We start from the raw sequence: 17782 nt of genomic DNA, 5'->3' as shown, positions 1-17782 counted from the left end.
AATTGCTGTCGGCTTTTACAGGGGTGATATAAGGTTGAAAACGTAAATGGCTTTTTAAAATTAGGTGAAAATGATGGATAACCTTATTGATGATATCGACCGACAAATTTTAGCCTGTCTGGTGGAGGATGCGCGCGTCTCGCTGAAGGTGCTGAGCGGTCATATTGGCCTGACCTCGCCCAGCACGGCGGAGCGTCTGAAAAGGCTTGAGGAGCGCGGGGTGATTCAGGGTTACGGCGCGCGGGTGAATCTTGCGGCGTTAGGCTATACGCTGCAGGCGCTGGTGCGGGTTCGCCCATTGCCTGGGTTGTTACATAAAGTGGATAAGTACATTCAGGCGATGCCGGAGTGCATTGAAAGCGACAAAGTGACCGGCGAGGATTGCTTTGTCATCAGGCTGGTGGTGCGGTCGATAGAGCAGTTGGATACGCTGCTCGATGGCCTGGCGGAGCATGCCCAGTGCAATACCTCTATCGTGAAGAGTTCGCCGGTCAAGCGCCGGCTGCCGCCGATGTAGCCGTGCGTCGCCGGGTGGCGGCAGAGTCTTACCCGGCCTACGACAAGGCAACGACATAACGGGTGGCAATGTATTTTTCAGGGATAATTAAGCTACAGAAGAAATGATGGTGGTGGGGGAAGGATTACTCGTCGCGCTGCGCCTCGCCCTTCGGGTCGTTGCCTGCGGCAACGCTTTCTCGCTTCGCTCGAATCGAACCTTAGTCGAAGCTTCTCATCCTTCCCACATGGGATGAATACGGGGCGCTGAGCGAAGTGTGAATTTAAAACGATATACAAGTGATGGTGGTGGGGGAAGGATTCGAACCTTCGAAGTCGATGACGGCAGATTTACAGTCTGCTCCCTTTGGCCGCTCGGGAACCCCACCAGGGGTAATTTAAATTTTGAGGTCAAGCTGAGAGATGGTGGTGGGGGAAGGATTCGAACCTTCGAAGTCGATGACGGCAGATTTACAGTCTGCTCCCTTTGGCCGCTCGGGAACCCCACCACGGGGTAATGCTTAATACTGGCCTGCTTCCTTATCGGTAAGCGGGGCGCATCATATCAAATGACGCGCCACTGTAAAGTATTCCTTTGATAAAAATAAACTGGTTGCCTGATTTTTATGCGTAAAGACGCAAAGCTAACCAGCTAATTTCATTATCGATTAAAGAATAATCGTCCGGTTACCGTAAACAAATACCCGCTGAGCAAGAACCTGATACAGCGCGCGGCTCAGAACGTTTTTCTCGACGTCGCGTCCAGCGCGCATCATATCTTCCGCAGTGTAGGTATGATCGACGTGAATGACATCCTGCATAATGATTGGACCTTCATCCAGATTATCGTTCACGTAGTGTGCGGTGGCGCCGATGATCTTCACCCCGCGGTCATAAGCCTGGTGATACGGACGCGCGCCGATAAAAGCAGGCAAGAATGAGTGGTGGATATTAATAATTTTATTCGGGAAGCGAGAGACAAACTCGGGGGTCAATACCCGCATGTATTTCGCCAGCACGACGTAATCTGGTTCAAGCGCGGCGATAGCGTCGCCCATCTTTTTATCATGCTCTTCGCGGGTTAACCCCTCATGGCTCACCAGCTGGAAGGGAATATCAAAGCGTTCTACCAGCGAGCGCAGAGTTTCGTGATTGCCGATGACGGCGGCGATTTCTACGTCCAGCCCGCCATAGTTGGCTTTCATCAGCAGATCGCCGAGGCAGTGCGCTTCTTTGGTGACCAGAATGACGACCCGACGGCGTCCTGCCGGGTTGAGCTCACGAATTGAACCTTCCGGCAGCGCGCTGTCGAGGTCAGCCAGGAGAATGGAATCATTGAAAATACCCTCGAGCTCGGTACGCATAAAGAAGCGGCCGGTCCGGTGGTCAACGAACTCATTGTTCTGCACGATGTTAAGTTCGTGCTTGTAGCAGATATTCGTGATACGCGCGATGAGGCCTTTCTGATCAGGGCAAATGGTGCGTAGTACTTTACGTTGTAGTGAATGCATCGCGGGGAAAATCCTGTAGTGTTTGCTATTCCTGCTGCTGGCTTACTGGCCGCAGCATTTTTTAAATTTTTTACCTGAACCGCAAGGGCAGGGATCGTTACGACCGATTAGCGGTCGCGTGCCGTCAATATAATACCACTGTCCGTTTTCTTTTAAGAATCGGGATCGTTCAATAATGGCCCCGGAGCGGTTATCGTCAGCGTAACGAGCGATAAAGCTGACGAAGCCCTCATCGGGGCTCTTGCCTTTATCGGCGGCAAAGACGGTGAGACCATGCCACTGCGTGCGGGTAAAACCGTTTTCAAGGTCAGCGCGAAACTGCTGCGCCTGGCAGGAGGGATGCCAGGTTTTAATCAGATAGTCGGCGTCTTTCATTACAAACGCGCTATAGCGGGAGCGCATCAGCTGTGACGGATCGGGCGCCAGCTGCGCGCCAGCCAGATAACGCTGACAACATGAGCTATACTCCAGAGCGCTGCCACAGGGGCATAATGGCGACAAAACGGCCTCCATGGGTAAAAGAGAGACGGCGCTATGCCGCCAAAGCGCATTATGTTAACTGAGGTATGGCGATGATGCCATGCCCGGAGTGGAAGGATATGTTTCGGCACTAATGAGAAAGCTTAAAATTGGACTGGCGCTAGGGGCTGGCGCCGCTCGGGGATGGTCGCATATCGGCGTGATTAATGCGTTACGGCGGACGGGTATCGACATTGATGTTATCGCAGGGTGCTCAATTGGCTCACTGGTAGGGGCGGCGTACGCCTGCAACCGACTTCCGGCGCTGGAGAAATGGGTCTGCTCCTTTAGCAACTGGGATGTCCTGAAATTAATGGATCTTTCCTGGCAGCGGGGCGGCCTGCTGCGGGGCGAGCGCGTATTTAGCCAATACCGTAAACTCATGCCCGTCAGCGAGATTGAGCGCTGCGAGCGCCGGTTTGCGGCGGTCACCACGAATTTAAGCACCGGTCGCGAACTGTGGTTTACGGAAGGGGATCTGCATCTGGCGATCCGTGCGTCCTGTAGCATGCCTGGCCTGATGGCGCCGGTGATGCATAATGGCTACTGGCTGGTGGATGGCGCGGTGGTGAATCCGGTGCCGGTATCGCTGGCTCGGGCAATGGGCGCAGATATTGTCATTGCCGTTGATTTGCAGCACGATGCGCATCTGATGCAGCAGGATTTGTTATCCATGGAGGTGCCGCATCCGGAGAGCGAAGAAGATTTCTCGTGGCATTCACGGTTGCGTTCTCGCCTGGCGCGTATGACTTCGCGACGGGTGACGAGAGCGCCAACGGCGATGGAAATCATGTCGACGTCTATTCAGGTTCTGGAGAATCGCCTCAAGAGAAACCGCATGGCGGGCGACCCGCCTGATATTCTGATTCAGCCCTTTTGCCCGCAAATCTCCACGCTTGATTTCCATCGGGCTGGCGAAGCTATCGCCGCCGGGCATCTGGCAGTGGAAAAGAAAATGGATGAACTATTACCTTTAGTGCGTACCTCCGTGTAGCGCATTTGATGCATACTTAAGTAAATTCTGACAGGCGGTAGTGTGAATATCATGCCACTATTAAATTATCGTCAGTCAGGGGAGAGATCATGACGCAGCCATTGGCGGGAAAACAGATTCTGATAGTTGAAGACGAACCCGTTTTCCGCTCTCTTATGCACACTTGGTTGGCTTCACTTGGCGCGACCATCGTCCAGGCGGAAGATGGTGTGGATGCGCTGCAAAAAATGGCCGAGTCCAAACCCGATTTGATGATTTGCGATATTTCAATGCCGCGAATGAACGGTCTGCAGCTGGTAGAGCATGTGCGTAACCAGGGCGAGCAGTTGCCGATTCTGATGATTTCAGCGACGGAAAACATGGCGGACATCGCCAAAGCGTTGTGCCTGGGCGTTCAGGATATTCTGCTCAAACCGGTAAAAGATTTCGATCGCCTGAGAGAAACCGTTTATGCCTGCCTCTATCCCAATATGTTTAATTCACGTGTTGAAGAAGAAGAGCGCCTGTTTGAGGACTGGGATGCGCTGGTTAGCGATCCTACCGCGGCGTCAAGGCTGCTACAGGAGCTCCAGCCGCCGGTGCAACAGGAAATGTCACGTTGCCGGATTCACTATCGGCAGCTTGTCTCCGCCGATAAGCCTGGATTAGTGCTGGATATTGCGCCGCTATCAGAAAACGATCTGGCGTTTTATTGTCTGGATGTCACACGAGCAGGTGATAATGGGGTCCTGGCAGCCTTATTGCTGCGCGCGCTGTTCAATGGGTTGCTGCAGGAACAGCTTGCCCATCAGGGTCAGCGTTTACCAGAGATGGGCAGCCTGTTAAAACAGGTTAACCAATTGCTGCGGCAGGCTAATTTACCGGGGCAATTTCCATTATTGGTAGGGTATTACCACAGTGGCTTGAAAAATTTAATTTTAGTCTCTGCGGGTTTGAATGGCACGCTGAATACGGGGGAGCACCAAATTCAGATTAGTAATGGCGTTCCGTTGGGGACATTAGGTAATGCATATCTTAACCAAATTAGTCAACGCTGTGCATCATGGCAGTGCCAAATTTGGGGGGCTGGCGGGCGTTTACGCCTGATGTTGACTACGGAGTGAACAATTGTACTTATTTTTAGGCTCGCGGGATTACCACGCGATCTTTTGTGGTGGTACTATCGCCGGGTTTAATGCGTAAAATTCCTAATTCGAAGATATCTAATCCTTTTCGGAACAGGTTTGTCTGATCAGGCTGATATACTCGATACCATATTATTAACGAGAAGTTTAAAAAACGAACAGTCCAGGAGATTTCAATGGCTGCGCTTAATTCAAAAGTAAGAAAAGCTGTCATCCCGGTTGCGGGATTAGGCACCAGGATGTTGCCCGCTACTAAGGCTATTCCGAAAGAAATGCTGCCGCTGGTAGATAAGCCATTAATTCAATATGTTGTTAACGAATGTATTGCCGCCGGGATTACTGAAATTGTTCTGGTTACGCACTCTTCGAAAAACTCTATCGAAAACCATTTCGATACCAGTTTTGAACTGGAAGCGATGCTGGAAAAACGCGTAAAACGCCAGCTGCTGGAGGAAGTACAATCTATTTGTCCGCCGCACGTAACTATTATGCAAGTGCGTCAGGGGCTGGCTAAAGGTTTGGGTCACGCTGTGCTTTGCGCGCACCCGGTTGTGGGTGATGAGCCGGTCGCGGTCATTTTACCGGACGTTATTCTTGATGAATATGAATCCGATCTGTCTCGCGACAACCTGGCCGAAATGATGGCTCGTTTTGATGAGACCGGCGCAAGCCAGATCATGGTTGAACCGGTTGCTGACGTCACCGCGTACGGCGTTGTCGATTGCAAAGGCCTGGCCCTGCAGCCGGGTGAGAGCGTGCCGATGGTTGGTGTCGTCGAGAAACCGAAAGCGGACGTGGCGCCATCTAATCTGGCGGTTGTCGGCCGCTACGTGCTGAGCGCGGATATTTGGCCGCTTCTGGCAAAAACGCCTCCGGGAGCCGGGGATGAGATTCAGCTGACCGATGCCATCGATATGCTGATCGAAAAAGAAACGGTAGAAGCCTATCATATGAAAGGCAAGAGCCACGACTGCGGTAATAAACTGGGCTATATGCAGGCTTTTGTTGAATATGGCGTACGCCACAAGTCGCTGGGCGAAGAATTTAAAGCCTGGCTGGAAAAAGCCGTAGCGAAGTAATCGTTCGTGACAGAATGCGAAACCGGGAGCGAAATTCGTTTCCCGGTTTTTTTATGCCCGACCGGGACCGGTCCCGAATAACGGATAAAAAAAATCCCGCCGAAGCGGGATTTTTAAACGGATACGATAGCTTATTACAGCAGGAAATCGTCCAGGGATTTACCTTGCTCATCCATCGCTTTCTTGATCACTGCCGGAGTACGACCCTGACCAGTCCAGGTTTTAGTTTCGCCATTCTCGTCAACGTAGCTGTATTTAGCCGGACGTGCAGCGCGCTTGGTTTTCGTTCCTGCTTTAACTGCAGCCATGGTGCTCAGCAGTTCATTAGGATCAATACCGTCTGCAATCAGCATTTCACGGTATTGCTGCAGTTTACGAGTGCGTTCTTCAATTTCCGCAGCCGCAGCGCTTTCTTCTTCACGACGTTCGTTAACGACAACTTCTAATTTTTCCAGCATTTCTTCGAGCGTTTCAAGGGTGCATTCTCTTGCCTGCGCACGAAGAGTACGGATGTTGTTCAAAATTTTAAGTGCTTCGCTCATTGTAGTAATCTCAAACTTATATTGTGGGGTGGTTTGTTGGACTAATAATAGAGCGATAAATTCAGATGTGCAATAGGGGAGAATGTAAGGAAGTCAAAATAACTTGTTATTTGTCTCGGGAATTAATTCATTTAACTTAAATTTTATGTGCGGGTTCACATCTTTTTTGCTTATAGGATGGCGGAAGGCATTAGCTAAAACCCTGAGATAGTATGCTTTTTCCGACGCGCGGTGGGGAAAATTATACTGTGTATGGATAAATATCTTTGTGGGTATTAGCGCAGCAGCGGCGATGATGTTTAATATAAAACACTTGTCCACAGCGGTTATAGCTATCAGAAAATGCTCGATAAGCACAAAAGGGCAATAGTGACGTCAGCGTGGCCGCTTGGGTCGCACCAATAGCAGGCATTACCATTCAATTAAGAGGCTTAATCTTTCGGGTATCCACACCGTGAACATTACCGTCAATACCCACACGGAGAGGGCTGATAGTAGGTGAATATATGATACAATTTTACGGCGAAAAAACACATTGATTGGGGTTACGCGGCCGATGGCACAACTTTATTTCTACTATTCAGCAATGAATGCAGGCAAGTCTACCGCTCTGTTGCAGTCTTCATACAATTACCAGGAGCGAGGGATGCGCACGCTGGTTTATACCGCGGAGATTGATGACCGCTTTGGTTCGGGGAAAGTGAGTTCAAGGATTGGCCTCTCATCGCCCGCGCGGTTGTATAATACTCAGACGGCGTTATTTGCAGACATTGCGGCAGAACATAAGCGTCAGCCGATTCACTGCGTATTAGTTGATGAGAGCCAGTTCCTGACCCGTGAGCAGGTACGCGACCTGTCTGAGGTGGTGGACCAGCTTGATATTCCGGTGTTGTGTTATGGGTTGCGAACAGATTTTCGCGGCGAACTTTTTACGGGCAGCCAATATTTGCTGGCGTGGTCCGATAAGCTGGTTGAATTAAAAACTATCTGTTTCTGCGGTCGTAAGGCGAGTATGGTTTTGCGCCTCGATCAGGAAGGGCGCCCGTACAATGAAGGGGAACAGGTCGTGATTGGCGGTAATGAACGTTATGTCTCGGTATGCCGTAAGCATTATAAAGAGGCGCTGAGCGAAGGTTCTCTGACCGCTGTACAGAACAAACAGCACATTTGCTAACCCTCCCCGCCAAACCCTCTCAGGCGCTTTTACAGCGCCTTTTTTTCCATCGCTAAGCTTAGCGCCTGGATTATACGTTTCGTCTGTCTGAGGCGATTTGTCGGCTGCTGAACGGCGGATAAAAAAAGCCCCATCAAAAGATGGGGCTTCGCGTCACTGACTTTACAGCTGTTGGATTAAGCGGATTTTTTCGCTTTCTTCTCTGCTTTAGCCGGTGCGGCTTCTTTTTTCTCTTCCACACCGCCTTCAACGTAGTTACGTCCGTAGAAGGTATCCAGCAGAATCTGTTTCAGCTCGGCGATCAGCGGGTAGCGCGGGTTTGCGCCGGTGCACTGGTCGTCAAAAGCGTCTTCAGACAGCTTATCAACGTGGGCCAGGAAGTCAGCTTCCTGCACGCCAGCTTCGCGGATAGACTTAGGAATACCCAGTTCAGCTTTAATTTCGTCCAACCAGCCAAGCAGTTTTTCGATTTTCGCTGCGGTGCGGTCACCCGGAGCAGTCAGACCCAGATGGTCAGCGATTTCAGCGTAGCGACGACGAGCCTGCGGACGGTCGTACTGGCTGAAGGCCGTCTGTTTGGTCGGGTTGTCGTTAGCGTTATAACGAATCACGTTGCTGATCAACAGGGCGTTCGCCAGACCGTGAGGAATGTGGAACTGAGAGCCCAGTTTGTGCGCCATTGAGTGACATACGCCCAGGAAGGCGTTCGCAAACGCGATACCGGCGATGGTCGCAGCACTGTGTACACGCTCACGCGCTACCGGGTTTTTAGACCCTTCATGGTAGGACGCCGGCAGGTTTTCTTTCAGCAGCTTAAGCGCCTGCAGAGCCTGACCGTCAGAGAACTCGGAAGCCAGTACGGAAACGTAAGCTTCCAGGGCATGCGTCACGGCATCCAGACCACCGAAAGCACACAGTGACTTCGGCATTTCCATAACCAGGTTGGCGTCAACAATCGCCATGTCCGGAGTCAGCGCATAGTCTGCCAGCGGATATTTCTGACCGGTTGCGTCATCGGTAACCACGGCGAACGGCGTAACTTCAGAACCGGTGCCGGAAGTCGTGGTGATCGCCACCATCTTCGCTTTGACGCCCATTTTCGGGAACTTGTAGATACGTTTACGGATATCCATAAAGCGCAGCGCCAGTTCTTCGAAGTGGGTTTCCGGATGTTCGTACATGACCCACATAATTTTCGCAGCATCCATCGGGGAGCCGCCGCCCAGCGCGATAATCACGTCTGGTTTGAAGGAGTTGGCCAGCTCAGCGCCTTTACGTACGATGGTCAGGGTCGGGTCAGCTTCAACTTCAAAGAAAACTTCCGTTTCTACGCCAGCGGCTTTCAGCACAGAAGTGATCTGGTCTGCATAGCCGTTGTTGAACAGGAAGCGGTCGGTCACGATCAGCGCGCGTTTGTGACCATCAGTAATCACTTCATCCAGCGCGATTGGCAGTGAGCCACGACGGAAGTAGATAGATTTCGGAAGTTTGTGCCACAACATGTTTTCAGCTCGCTTAGCAACGGTTTTCTTGTTGATCAGGTGCTTAGGACCAACGTTTTCCGAGATGGAGTTACCACCCCATGAACCACAACCCAGAGTCAGGGAAGGTGCGAGTTTGAAGTTATACAGGTCACCGATACCACCCTGAGAAGCCGGGGTGTTGATCAGGATACGCGCGGTTTTCATCAACTGGCCGAAGTAAGCAACGCGTTCTGGCTGGTTGTCCTGGTCGGTATACAGGCAGGAGGTGTGGCCGATGCCGCCCATTGCTACCAGTTTTTCAGCTTTATCAACTGCGTCTTCGAAATTCTTCGCACGATACATCGCCAGCGTCGGAGACAGTTTTTCGTGGGCAAACGGTTCGCTTTCATCAACGTCGGTAACTTCACCAATCAGAATTTTGGTGGAAACAGGGACGGTGAAGCCAGCCAGCTCAGCGATTTTATACGCTGGTTGACCAACGATCGCGGCGTTCAGCGCGCCGTTTTTCAGGATGATGTTCTGCACAGCCTTCAGTTCCTGGCCCTGCAGCAGATAGCCGCCGTGGCTGGAGAAACGTTCGCGAACGGCATCGTATACGGAATCAACAACCACAACGGACTGCTCAGAAGCACAAATAACGCCGTTATCGAAGGTTTTTGACATCAGTACGGAAGCGACAGCACGCTTGATATCAGCCGTTTCGTCGATGACAACCGGGGTGTTACCCGCGCCAACGCCGATGGCAGGTTTACCGGAGCTGTACGCCGCTTTAACCATGCCTGGACCGCCGGTCGCGAGGATCAGGTTGATATCCGGGTGGTGCATCAGCGCGTTCGACAGTTCTACGGAAGGCTGGTCAATCCAACCAATCAGATCTTTCGGCGCACCGGCAGCGATCGCAGCCTGCAGGACGATGTCAGCAGCTTTATTGGTTGCATCTTTAGCACGCGGATGCGGAGAGAAGATGATGGCGTTACGCGTCTTCAGGCTGATCAGAGATTTAAAGATCGCAGTTGAAGTCGGGTTAGTGGTTGGGACGATACCGCAGATAATACCAATCGGTTCAGCGATGGTGATCGTACCGAAGGTGTCATCTTCAGACAGGACACCGCAGGTCTTTTCATCTTTATAGGCGTTATAGATGTATTCAGAAGCAAAGTGGTTTTTGATCACTTTATCTTCGACGATACCCATGCCGGATTCGGCAACGGCCATCTTCGCGAGAGGGATTCGAGCATCAGCAGCGGCCAGAGCGGCGGCGCGGAAGATTTTGTCGACTTGTTCTTGAGTGAAACTGGCATATTCACGCTGGGCTTTTTTTACGCGCTCTACGAGTGCGTTAAGTTCAGCGACATTAGTAACAGCCATAATGCTCTCCTGATAATGTTAAACTTTTTTAGTCAATCAGTAGCTCGATTCGACAGTATAGACATTGTGTTAACGGCTTGCATGTAAATGTTAACGTAAAGAATTTTGTGCTTCTGACTTCACCGATTGACTAAAAAAGCTTTGCTTTATTCTTTCAGGTACCGCTGTTTTGCCTCCTCGCTGGATGTAAACAAGGTTACTCACTTCTGGGTACAATTTATGTGATCTAAATCAATAATCAGCCAAGCTGATACCTTTCAGCAGGTCGTTTTTTGACCTGTTTGATCAAGTGTAATGATTAGGTATGCTAATTAAAGGATTAAATAGCATTGCGGAAACAAATAAGTAACATCCGAGCGTAATTATGAGCTTATGCGTCAGCAGAGATGAATTATGCCATCAAACAGCGTATCTTCTCGCGGATATTTTATGCTGGTAACTATCAACAGCCATTTTTAATGATGCTGCGGAGCGCCCTGTGATTCAGTCGATGTTTGATTTTTCAGCTTACTTTAAATTTTTTATTGGATTATTTGCGCTGGTCAACCCGGTAGGCATTATCCCGGTCTTTATTAGCATGACCAGCTACCAGACGGCTGCGGTGCGTAACAAAACCAACCTGACAGCCAACCTGTCGGTGGCCATTATCCTGCTCACGTCGCTATTTTTAGGTGACGCGATTCTGCAGGTCTTCGGGATTTCCATCGATTCATTCCGTATTGCTGGCGGAATTCTGGTCGTCACCATCGCCATGTCGATGATCAGCGGCAAGCTTGGGGAGGATAAACAGAACAAACAAGAAAAATCAGAAACGGCCATTCGCGAAAGTATCGGCGTTGTTCCGCTGGCGCTGCCTCTGATGGCGGGACCCGGCGCCATCAGCTCAACCATTGTCTGGGGAACCCGCTACCATAGCGTCGCCCATTTTGTCGGATTTTCAGTGGCGATTGCTCTTTTTGCGCTGTGCTGCTGGGGGATTTTCCGTATGGCCCCCTGGCTGGTTCGCCTGCTTGGCCAAACCGGCATTAACGTGATTACCCGTATCATGGGGCTGTTGCTGATGGCGCTTGGGATCGAGTTCATCGTTACCGGGATTAAGGCGCTCTTTCCTGGCCTCGTGAATTAACCAGCGTCCGACTCGCGGGACAATCTGTTCCGCGTTTGCTCATTATCGGCAAAACATATTAAAAAAAGTGATTTTCCGCCCTGCAATACGCTTTTCTAATGCTTTGTCATTACTGTTTATTATCAATAGTTTACCCATTCCCCTCGTCACCATCGCGGCTTTTTACCCACATTAATTACTGTTATTTTCTTCACATCATTCTCTGGTGCTTGCCGTCTGATAATCGAAATGATATTAGTAATTTCCCCTATGAAGCAGATGAATGTGCTAAATAATAAGCGATTGTTAAATTTTCGTACAAAAAAGCAGCTGTTCGGCGCGGGATGACGCATAGCGTGAGGGATTTATCACAATCCTTTGATAGTAATAAGATTAATAAACTTGGCCGTGCGAATAAGGGAATAAAACTCCGCCGTCTGCGGGCCACAAAAGAGAATTCGGTAACATATTTGCAAATTGCATTGGCGGACAATAAAGCGTTTTGGTACTTTCCGGCGTGATCTTTGGCGGAATACCTACGCAAATGAGAATTTTTATTATATAGCCCCTCGGGACTAAAATTGCCTCCGGACAGGGGGGTAAGAATCGACGTCAAGGCTGCCGTTTGAGCGGCCGTAATAAATAAGTCGGTGATAGCAAGCAGTACTCTCTGACAGCAGCATAAACTCCTGCACTGTTCAGAATCCAGAAAAGAGAAAACAGGCTGGTTAAATAACCAGTAATTATAATGATTGGAGTAACAAACACATGACCATCATCACGAAAAAAAGCCTGGTAGCCGCAGGAGTACTCTCTGCGTTAATGACCATCAACGCCGCCGTTGCGGCAGATGTACCGGCAGGGGTACAGCTGGCGGACAAACAAACGCTGGTACGTAACAACGGCTCCGAAGTTCAGTCCCTCGATCCGCATAAAATTGAAGGCGTGCCGGAGTCCAATATTAACCGCGATTTGTTTGAAGGGCTGCTGGTAAGCGACCTCGACGGTCATCCGGTCGCGGGCGTTGCGGAAAAATGGGACAACAAAGATTTTAAAGTCTGGACCTTCCATCTACGTAAAGATGCAAAGTGGTCCGACGGCACGCCGGTTACGGCACAAGATTTCGTTTATAGCTGGCAGCGCCTGGCGGATCCGAAAACCGCTTCTCCTTATGCAAGCTATCTGCAGTATGGTCATTTAGCCAATATTGACGACATTATCGCCGGGAAAAAACCAGCGACCGATCTGGGCGTAAAAGCGCTTGACGATCATACCTTTGAAGTGACCCTTAGCGAACCGGTGCCGTACTTCTACAAACTGCTCGTTCACCCATCCGTTTCGCCGGTACCTAAATCCGCCATTGAGAAATTCGGTGACAAATGGACCCAGCCGGCCAATATCGTCAGCAATGGCGCGTATAAATTAAAAGATTGGGTTGTTAACGAACGCATTGTTCTGGAGCGTAATACCAACTACTGGGATAACGCCAAAACCGTGATTAATCAGGTCACCTTCCTGCCGATTTCTTCAGAAGTCACCGACGTTAACCGCTACCGCAGCGGTGAAATCGATATGACCTATAACAACATGCCGATCGAGCTGTTCCAGAAACTGAAAAAAGAGATCCCGAAGGAAGTTCACGTCGATCCGTATCTGTGTACTTATTATTACGAAATCAATAACCAGAAAGCCCCGTTTACCGACGTTCGCGTGCGTACGGCTCTGAAGATGGCGCTGGATCGCGACATTATTGTCAATAAAGTGAAGAACCAGGGCGACCTGCCAGCCTATAGCTACACGCCGCCTTATACCGATGGCATGAAGCTTATTGAGCCCGAGTGGTTCAAGTGGTCGCAGGAAAAACGTAACGAAGAAGCGAAAAAATTGCTGGCCGAAGCGGGCTATAGCGCTGATAAGCCGCTGACCTTCAATCTGCTGTATAACACTTCCGATTTGCACAAAAAACTGGCTATCGCGGTGGCGTCCATCTGGAAGAAAAACCTCGGCGTAAACGTGAAGCTGGAAAACCAGGAATGGAAAACCTTCCTTGATAACCGCCATCAGGGCACCTTTGATATTGCGCGCGCCGGCTGGTGTGCGGACTATAACGAACCGACCTCCTTCCTCAATACGATGCTGAGCGACAGCTCAAACAACACATCACATTATAAGAGCCCGGCTTTCGACAAGATTATCGCTGAAACGCTGAAAACCAGCGACGAAGGGAAACGCGCGGACCTCTATGCGCAATCTGAGCAGCAGCTGGATAAAGACTCCGTCATCGTACCGGTCTTCTATTATGTCAACGCCCGTTTGGTTAAACCGTGGGTAGGTGGCTATACCGGCAAAGACCCGCTGGATAATACCTATACAAGAAATATGTACATTGTGAAGCACTAATGGCAATACGTGGGGCAGGCGTTAACGCTTGCCTCACGGTGTCTTATTTCATCGCACTATTAAAGGCACAGGCCAGAAGGTACGGGCAATGTTAAAATTCATCTTTCGTCGCTGTCTGGAAGCGATTCCGACGCTATTTATTCTTATTACTATCTCTTTCTTCATGATGCGTCTTGCACCGGGAAGCCCTTTTACCGGTGAACGTACGCTGCCGCCGGAAGTCATGGCGAATATTGAAGCAAAATACCATTTAAACGACCCCATCATGACCCAGTACTTCAATTACCTGAAGCAGCTGGCGCACGGTGATTTCGGTCCTTCCTTTAAATATAAAGATTACTCGGTTAACGATCTGGTCGCTTCCAGCTTCCCGGTGTCAGCCAAATTAGGCTTCGCCGCGTTTTTTCTGGCGGTTGTGCTTGGCGTGAGCGCCGGGGTGATTGCGGCTTTGAAGCAAAATACAAAATGGGATTTTGCCGTGATGGGGGTGGCAATGACCGGGGTGGTGATACCGAGTTTCGTGGTCGCGCCGTTACTGGTCATGATATTTGCTATCACCCTGCACTGGCTGCCGGGCGGCGGATGGAACGGCGGGGCGCTGCAATATATGATTTTGCCGATGGTCGCCCTGTCGTTGGCCTATATCGCCAGCATCGCGCGTATTACCCGTGGCTCTATGATCGAAGTTCTCCACTCTAACTTCATTCGCACCGCCCGGGCAAAAGGCTTACCGATGCGGCGCATTATTCTGCGCCACGCATTAAAGCCCGCGCTGCTGCCGGTGCTCTCCTATATGGGGCCCGCCTTTGTCGGCATTATTACCGGCTCAATGGTTATCGAAACCATTTATGGCCTGCCGGGAATCGGTCAACTGTTCGTCAACGGCGCGCTGAACCGCGACTACTCGCTGGTCCTTAGTCTGACCATTCTGGTGGGCGCATTGACCATTCTGTTTAACGCGATTGTTGACGTGCTGTACGCCGTTATCGATCCGAAGATCCGTTACTAACGCTGGGGTTCGCCATGATGTTAAGTAAGAAAAACAACGAGGCGCTGGAAAACTTCAGTGAAAAGCTGGAAGTCGAGGGACGCAGCCTCTGGCAGGACGCTCGCCGCCGCTTTATGCATAACCGCGCTGCCGTCGCCAGCCTGATTGTGCTGGTGATTATTGCGCTGTTTGTCACCATCGCGCCGATGGTATCGCAGTTTTCCTATTACGATACCGATTGGGGCATGATGTCCAGCGCGCCCGATACGGAGTCCGGGCACTACTTTGGTACCGACTCTTCCGGCCGCGACCTGCTGGTGCGGGTGGCGATTGGCGGGCGTATCTCATTAATGGTCGGCGTAGCCGCTGCGCTGGTGGCGGTGATTCTGGGAACGCTTTACGGGTCGCTTTCCGGCTATCTTGGCGGCAAAGTGGATTCGGTAATGATGCGTCTGCTGGAAATCCTCAACTCCTTCCCGTTTATGTTCTTTGTCATCCTGCTGGTGACCTTTTTTGGTCAGAATATCCTGCTGATTTTCGTTGCCATCGGGATGGTTTCCTGGCTGGATATGGCGCGTATCGTTCGCGGCCAGACCCTGAGCCTGAAGCGTAAAGAGTTTATTGAAGCTGCGCAGGTTGGCGGTGTTTCAACGGGCAATATCGTTATCCGCCATATCGTGCCTAACGTGCTTGGCGTGGTCGTGGTGTATGCCTCACTGCTGGTGCCGAGCATGATTTTGTTCGAATCCTTCCTGAGCTTCCTCGGCCTGGGTACCCAGGAGCCGTTAAGCAGCTGGGGCGCGCTGCTCAGCGATGGCGCCAACTCGATGGAAGTTTCGCCGTGGCTACTGCTGTTTCCTGCCGGTTTCCTGGTGGTAACGCTGTTTTGTTTTAACTTTATCGGCGATGGCCTGCGTGATGCCCTCGACCCGAAAGACCGCTAAGGAGCGCCGACATGAGTACGATGGAAACGGCGAAAGCGCCGCAGGCAGCACAACAATCCGGACTGCTTCTGGATGTGAAAGATCTCCGCGTCACCTTTGGTACTCCCGATGGTGATGTGACCGCGGTCAACGATCTCAATTTTAATCTGCGGGCAGGGGAAACCTTAGGCATCGTGGGCGAGTCTGGTTCCGGTAAGTCGCAGACCGCATTTGCGCTGATGGGCCTGCTGGCGGCGAACGGTCGCATCGGCGGTTCTGCGACCTTTAACGGTAAGCAGATCCTCAACCTTCCGGAGCGTGAGCTGAATAAGCTGCGCGCCGAGCAGATCTCAATGATTTTTCAGGACCCGATGACCTCGCTGAATCCGTATATGCGGGTAGGGGAGCAGCTGATGGAAGTCCTGATGCTGCATAAAGCGTTGAGCAAAGCCGAAGCCTTTGAAGAGTCGGTGAAAATGCTGGACGCGGTCAAAATGCCCGAAGCGCGTAAACGGATGAAAATGTATCCGCACGAATTTTCCGGCGGTATGCGCCAGCGCGTGATGATTGCGATGGCGTTGCTGTGCCGGCCTAAGCTGCTGATTGCCGATGAGCCGACAACGGCGCTGGACGTGACCGTACAGGCGCAAATCATGACGCTGCTTAATGAGCTCAAGCGCGAGTTCAATACGGCGATCATTATGATTACCCACGATCTCGGCGTCGTCGCCGGGATCTGCGATAAGGTGCTGGTAATGTACGCCGGGCGTACGATGGAATATGGTCAAGCGCGCGACGTCTTTTATCAACCATCGCACCCTTATTCTATCGGTCTGCTCAATGCGGTGCCGCGGCTGGATGCGGAAGGCGATGCTCTGTTAACGATTCCGGGCAATCCGCCGAACCTGCTGCGGCTGCCGAAGGGCTGTCCGTTCCAGCCGCGCTGTCCGCATGCGATGGAAATTTGCAATAGCGCTCCGCCTCTGGAGGAGTTTGCACCGGGCCGCCTGCGCGCCTGCTTTCAACCGGTGGGGGATTTGCTATGAACGCCGTAACGGAACAAAGAAAAGTCCTGCTCGAAATCGCCGATCTGAAAGTGCACTTTGATATTAAAGACGGTAAACAGTGGTTCTGGCAGCCGTCGAAAACGCTGAAAGCGGTGGATGGCGTAACGCTGCGTCTGTATGAAGGTGAAACCCTGGGCGTGGTCGGCGAGTCCGGATGCGGAAAATCGACCTTCGCGCGCGCGATCATTGGTCTGGTCAAAGCCACCGACGGTAAAGTCGCCTGGCTAGGTAAAGATTTGCTGGGAATGAAGGCCGACGAATGGCGCGACGTGCGCAGCGATATTCAGATGATCTTTCAGGATCCGCTGGCGTCGCTAAACCCGCGCATGACTATCGGGGAAATTATCGCCGAGCCGCTGCGTACCTATCATCCGAAAATGCCGCGTCAGGAAGTTCGCGATCGCGTTAAGGCGATGATGATGAAAGTGGGGCTGCTGCCGAACCTGATTAACCGCTACCCGCATGAGTTCTCCGGCGGCCAGTGTCAGCGCATCGGTATTGCCCGTGCGCTCATTCTTGAGCCGAAGCTCATTATTTGCGATGAGCCGGTTTCGGCGCTGGATGTGTCGATTCAGGCGCAGGTAGTGAATCTGCTGCAGCAGCTGCAGCGTGAAATGGGACTATCGCTGATTTTTATCGCCCACGATCTGGCGGTGGTGAAGCACATTTCTGACCGCGTACTGGTGATGTATCTCGGGCATGCCGTGGAACTGGGCACCTACGATGAGGTGTACCATAATCCGCTGCATCCTTATACCAAAGCGCTGATGTCGGCGGTGCCGGTGCCGGACCCCGATAAAGAGAAGAATAAAACTATCCAACTGCTGGAGGGGGAATTGCCATCGCCGATTAACCCGCCGTCGGGATGCGTATTTCGCACGCGGTGCCCGATTGCCGGGCCGGAGTGCGCTAAGACGCGACCGGTGCTGGAGGGCAGTTTCCGACACGCGGTTTCCTGCCTGAAGGTAGACCCGTTATAATCTCTGGGGCTGACGTAGGTCAGCCCTTT

At 51.5% G+C, this 17782-nt stretch carries 15 protein-coding genes, 2 tRNA genes and 1 other RNA gene; 11 read left to right on the top strand and 7 right to left on the bottom strand.

The features are described 5' to 3' along the window. Positions 1-73: 73 nt before the first annotated feature. Positions 74-517: an Lrp/AsnC family transcriptional regulator gene (locus BWI76_RS17310; RefSeq protein ID WP_004133011.1), complete on the top strand. Its 444-nt coding sequence runs from the start codon at positions 74-76 to the stop codon at positions 515-517. 107 nt (positions 518-624) lie between these two features. Here BWI76_RS17310 and BWI76_RS17305 read toward each other — a convergent pair. The 5 genes from BWI76_RS17305 to BWI76_RS17285 all read right to left on the bottom strand — a co-directional run bounded on the left by BWI76_RS17305 (position 625) and on the right by BWI76_RS17285 (position 2507). After that, positions 625-755, bottom strand: a non-coding RNA gene (locus BWI76_RS17305) — RtT sRNA. Positions 756-799: 44 nt separating this feature from the next. Then, positions 800-884 (bottom strand) — tRNA-Tyr (locus BWI76_RS17300). A 35-nt stretch (positions 885-919) separates the two neighbouring features. Further along, positions 920-1004: transfer RNA gene (locus BWI76_RS17295), tRNA-Tyr, on the bottom strand. Between the two features lie 159 nt (positions 1005-1163). Further along, positions 1164-2006 carry a formyltetrahydrofolate deformylase gene (gene purU / locus BWI76_RS17290; protein WP_024357873.1) on the bottom strand — a complete coding sequence of 281 codons (843 nt, stop codon included), beginning with the start codon at positions 2004-2006 and terminating at the stop codon, positions 1164-1166. Between the two features lie 42 nt (positions 2007-2048). Then, positions 2049-2507: a YchJ family protein gene (locus tag BWI76_RS17285; protein WP_004132203.1), complete on the bottom strand. Its 459-nt coding sequence runs from the start codon at positions 2505-2507 to the stop codon at positions 2049-2051. Between the two features lie 112 nt (positions 2508-2619). Between BWI76_RS17285 and rssA the strand changes: the two genes are divergently transcribed. The 3 genes from rssA to galU all read left to right on the top strand — a co-directional run bounded on the left by rssA (position 2620) and on the right by galU (position 5722). Further along, positions 2620-3519 (top strand): patatin-like phospholipase RssA, encoded by a 900-nt coding sequence (rssA, locus tag BWI76_RS17280; RefSeq protein ID WP_024357874.1) that lies wholly within the window; start codon positions 2620-2622, stop codon positions 3517-3519. Between the two features lie 89 nt (positions 3520-3608). Continuing rightward, positions 3609-4622, top strand: a complete 1014-nt coding sequence (rssB, locus tag BWI76_RS17275; protein ID WP_064371820.1) for a two-component system response regulator RssB — start codon at positions 3609-3611, stop codon at positions 4620-4622. Positions 4623-4819: 197 nt separating this feature from the next. Further along, a complete protein-coding gene (galU, locus tag BWI76_RS17270; protein ID WP_004121722.1) occupies positions 4820-5722 on the top strand; it encodes a UTP--glucose-1-phosphate uridylyltransferase GalU in 903 nt (300 codons plus the stop codon). A gap of 134 nt (positions 5723-5856) precedes the next feature. Here galU and hns read toward each other — a convergent pair whose 3' ends face one another. After that, the gene (hns, locus tag BWI76_RS17265) at positions 5857-6264 is read right to left on the bottom strand and encodes a histone-like nucleoid-structuring protein H-NS (RefSeq protein ID WP_004121719.1); all 408 of its coding nucleotides are present in this window, start codon (positions 6262-6264) and stop codon (positions 5857-5859) included. Between the two features lie 556 nt (positions 6265-6820). Between hns and tdk the strand changes: the two genes are divergently transcribed. Next, on the top strand, positions 6821-7438 hold the full coding sequence (gene tdk / locus BWI76_RS17255; RefSeq protein ID WP_004132199.1) for a thymidine kinase: 618 nt from the start codon (positions 6821-6823) through the stop codon (positions 7436-7438). A gap of 176 nt (positions 7439-7614) precedes the next feature. Here tdk and adhE read toward each other — a convergent pair whose 3' ends face one another. Continuing rightward, complete coding sequence (gene adhE / locus BWI76_RS17250) at positions 7615-10290, bottom strand: bifunctional acetaldehyde-CoA/alcohol dehydrogenase (protein ID WP_004132197.1); 2676 nt, start codon at positions 10288-10290, stop codon at positions 7615-7617. A 478-nt stretch (positions 10291-10768) separates the two neighbouring features. On the opposite strand from adhE, the gene BWI76_RS17245 reads away from it, so the two are divergent. From BWI76_RS17245 to oppF, 6 genes are all read left to right on the top strand, one after another. Beyond that, the gene (locus BWI76_RS17245; protein ID WP_004132196.1) at positions 10769-11416 is read left to right on the top strand and encodes a YchE family NAAT transporter; all 648 of its coding nucleotides are present in this window, start codon (positions 10769-10771) and stop codon (positions 11414-11416) included. A 747-nt stretch (positions 11417-12163) separates the two neighbouring features. Continuing rightward, positions 12164-13795 (top strand): oligopeptide ABC transporter substrate-binding protein OppA, encoded by a 1632-nt coding sequence (gene oppA / locus BWI76_RS17240; protein WP_004134042.1) that lies wholly within the window; start codon positions 12164-12166, stop codon positions 13793-13795. Positions 13796-13883: 88 nt separating this feature from the next. Next, the gene (gene oppB / locus BWI76_RS17235; protein WP_004121700.1) at positions 13884-14804 is read left to right on the top strand and encodes an oligopeptide ABC transporter permease OppB; all 921 of its coding nucleotides are present in this window, start codon (positions 13884-13886) and stop codon (positions 14802-14804) included. A gap of 14 nt (positions 14805-14818) precedes the next feature. Beyond that, positions 14819-15727 (top strand): oligopeptide ABC transporter permease OppC, encoded by a 909-nt coding sequence (gene oppC, locus BWI76_RS17230; protein ID WP_049085441.1) that lies wholly within the window; start codon positions 14819-14821, stop codon positions 15725-15727. An 11-nt stretch (positions 15728-15738) separates the two neighbouring features. Continuing rightward, positions 15739-16752: an ABC transporter ATP-binding protein gene (locus BWI76_RS17225; protein ID WP_024357876.1), complete on the top strand. Its 1014-nt coding sequence runs from the start codon at positions 15739-15741 to the stop codon at positions 16750-16752. Then, positions 16749-17753 carry a murein tripeptide/oligopeptide ABC transporter ATP-binding protein OppF gene (gene oppF, locus BWI76_RS17220; RefSeq protein ID WP_004121693.1) on the top strand — a complete coding sequence of 335 codons (1005 nt, stop codon included), beginning with the start codon at positions 16749-16751 and terminating at the stop codon, positions 17751-17753. Before BWI76_RS17225 ends, oppF begins: the two co-directional genes overlap by 4 nt. The last annotated feature ends 29 nt before the right edge of the window (positions 17754-17782 follow it).

Source organism: Klebsiella sp. M5al (genome assembly GCF_002090195.1).
Classification (GTDB): domain Bacteria; phylum Pseudomonadota; class Gammaproteobacteria; order Enterobacterales; family Enterobacteriaceae; genus Klebsiella; species Klebsiella grimontii.
The sequence above is the reverse complement of the archived record's forward strand: the minus strand, read 5'-3'. Positions and strand labels throughout refer to the sequence as shown.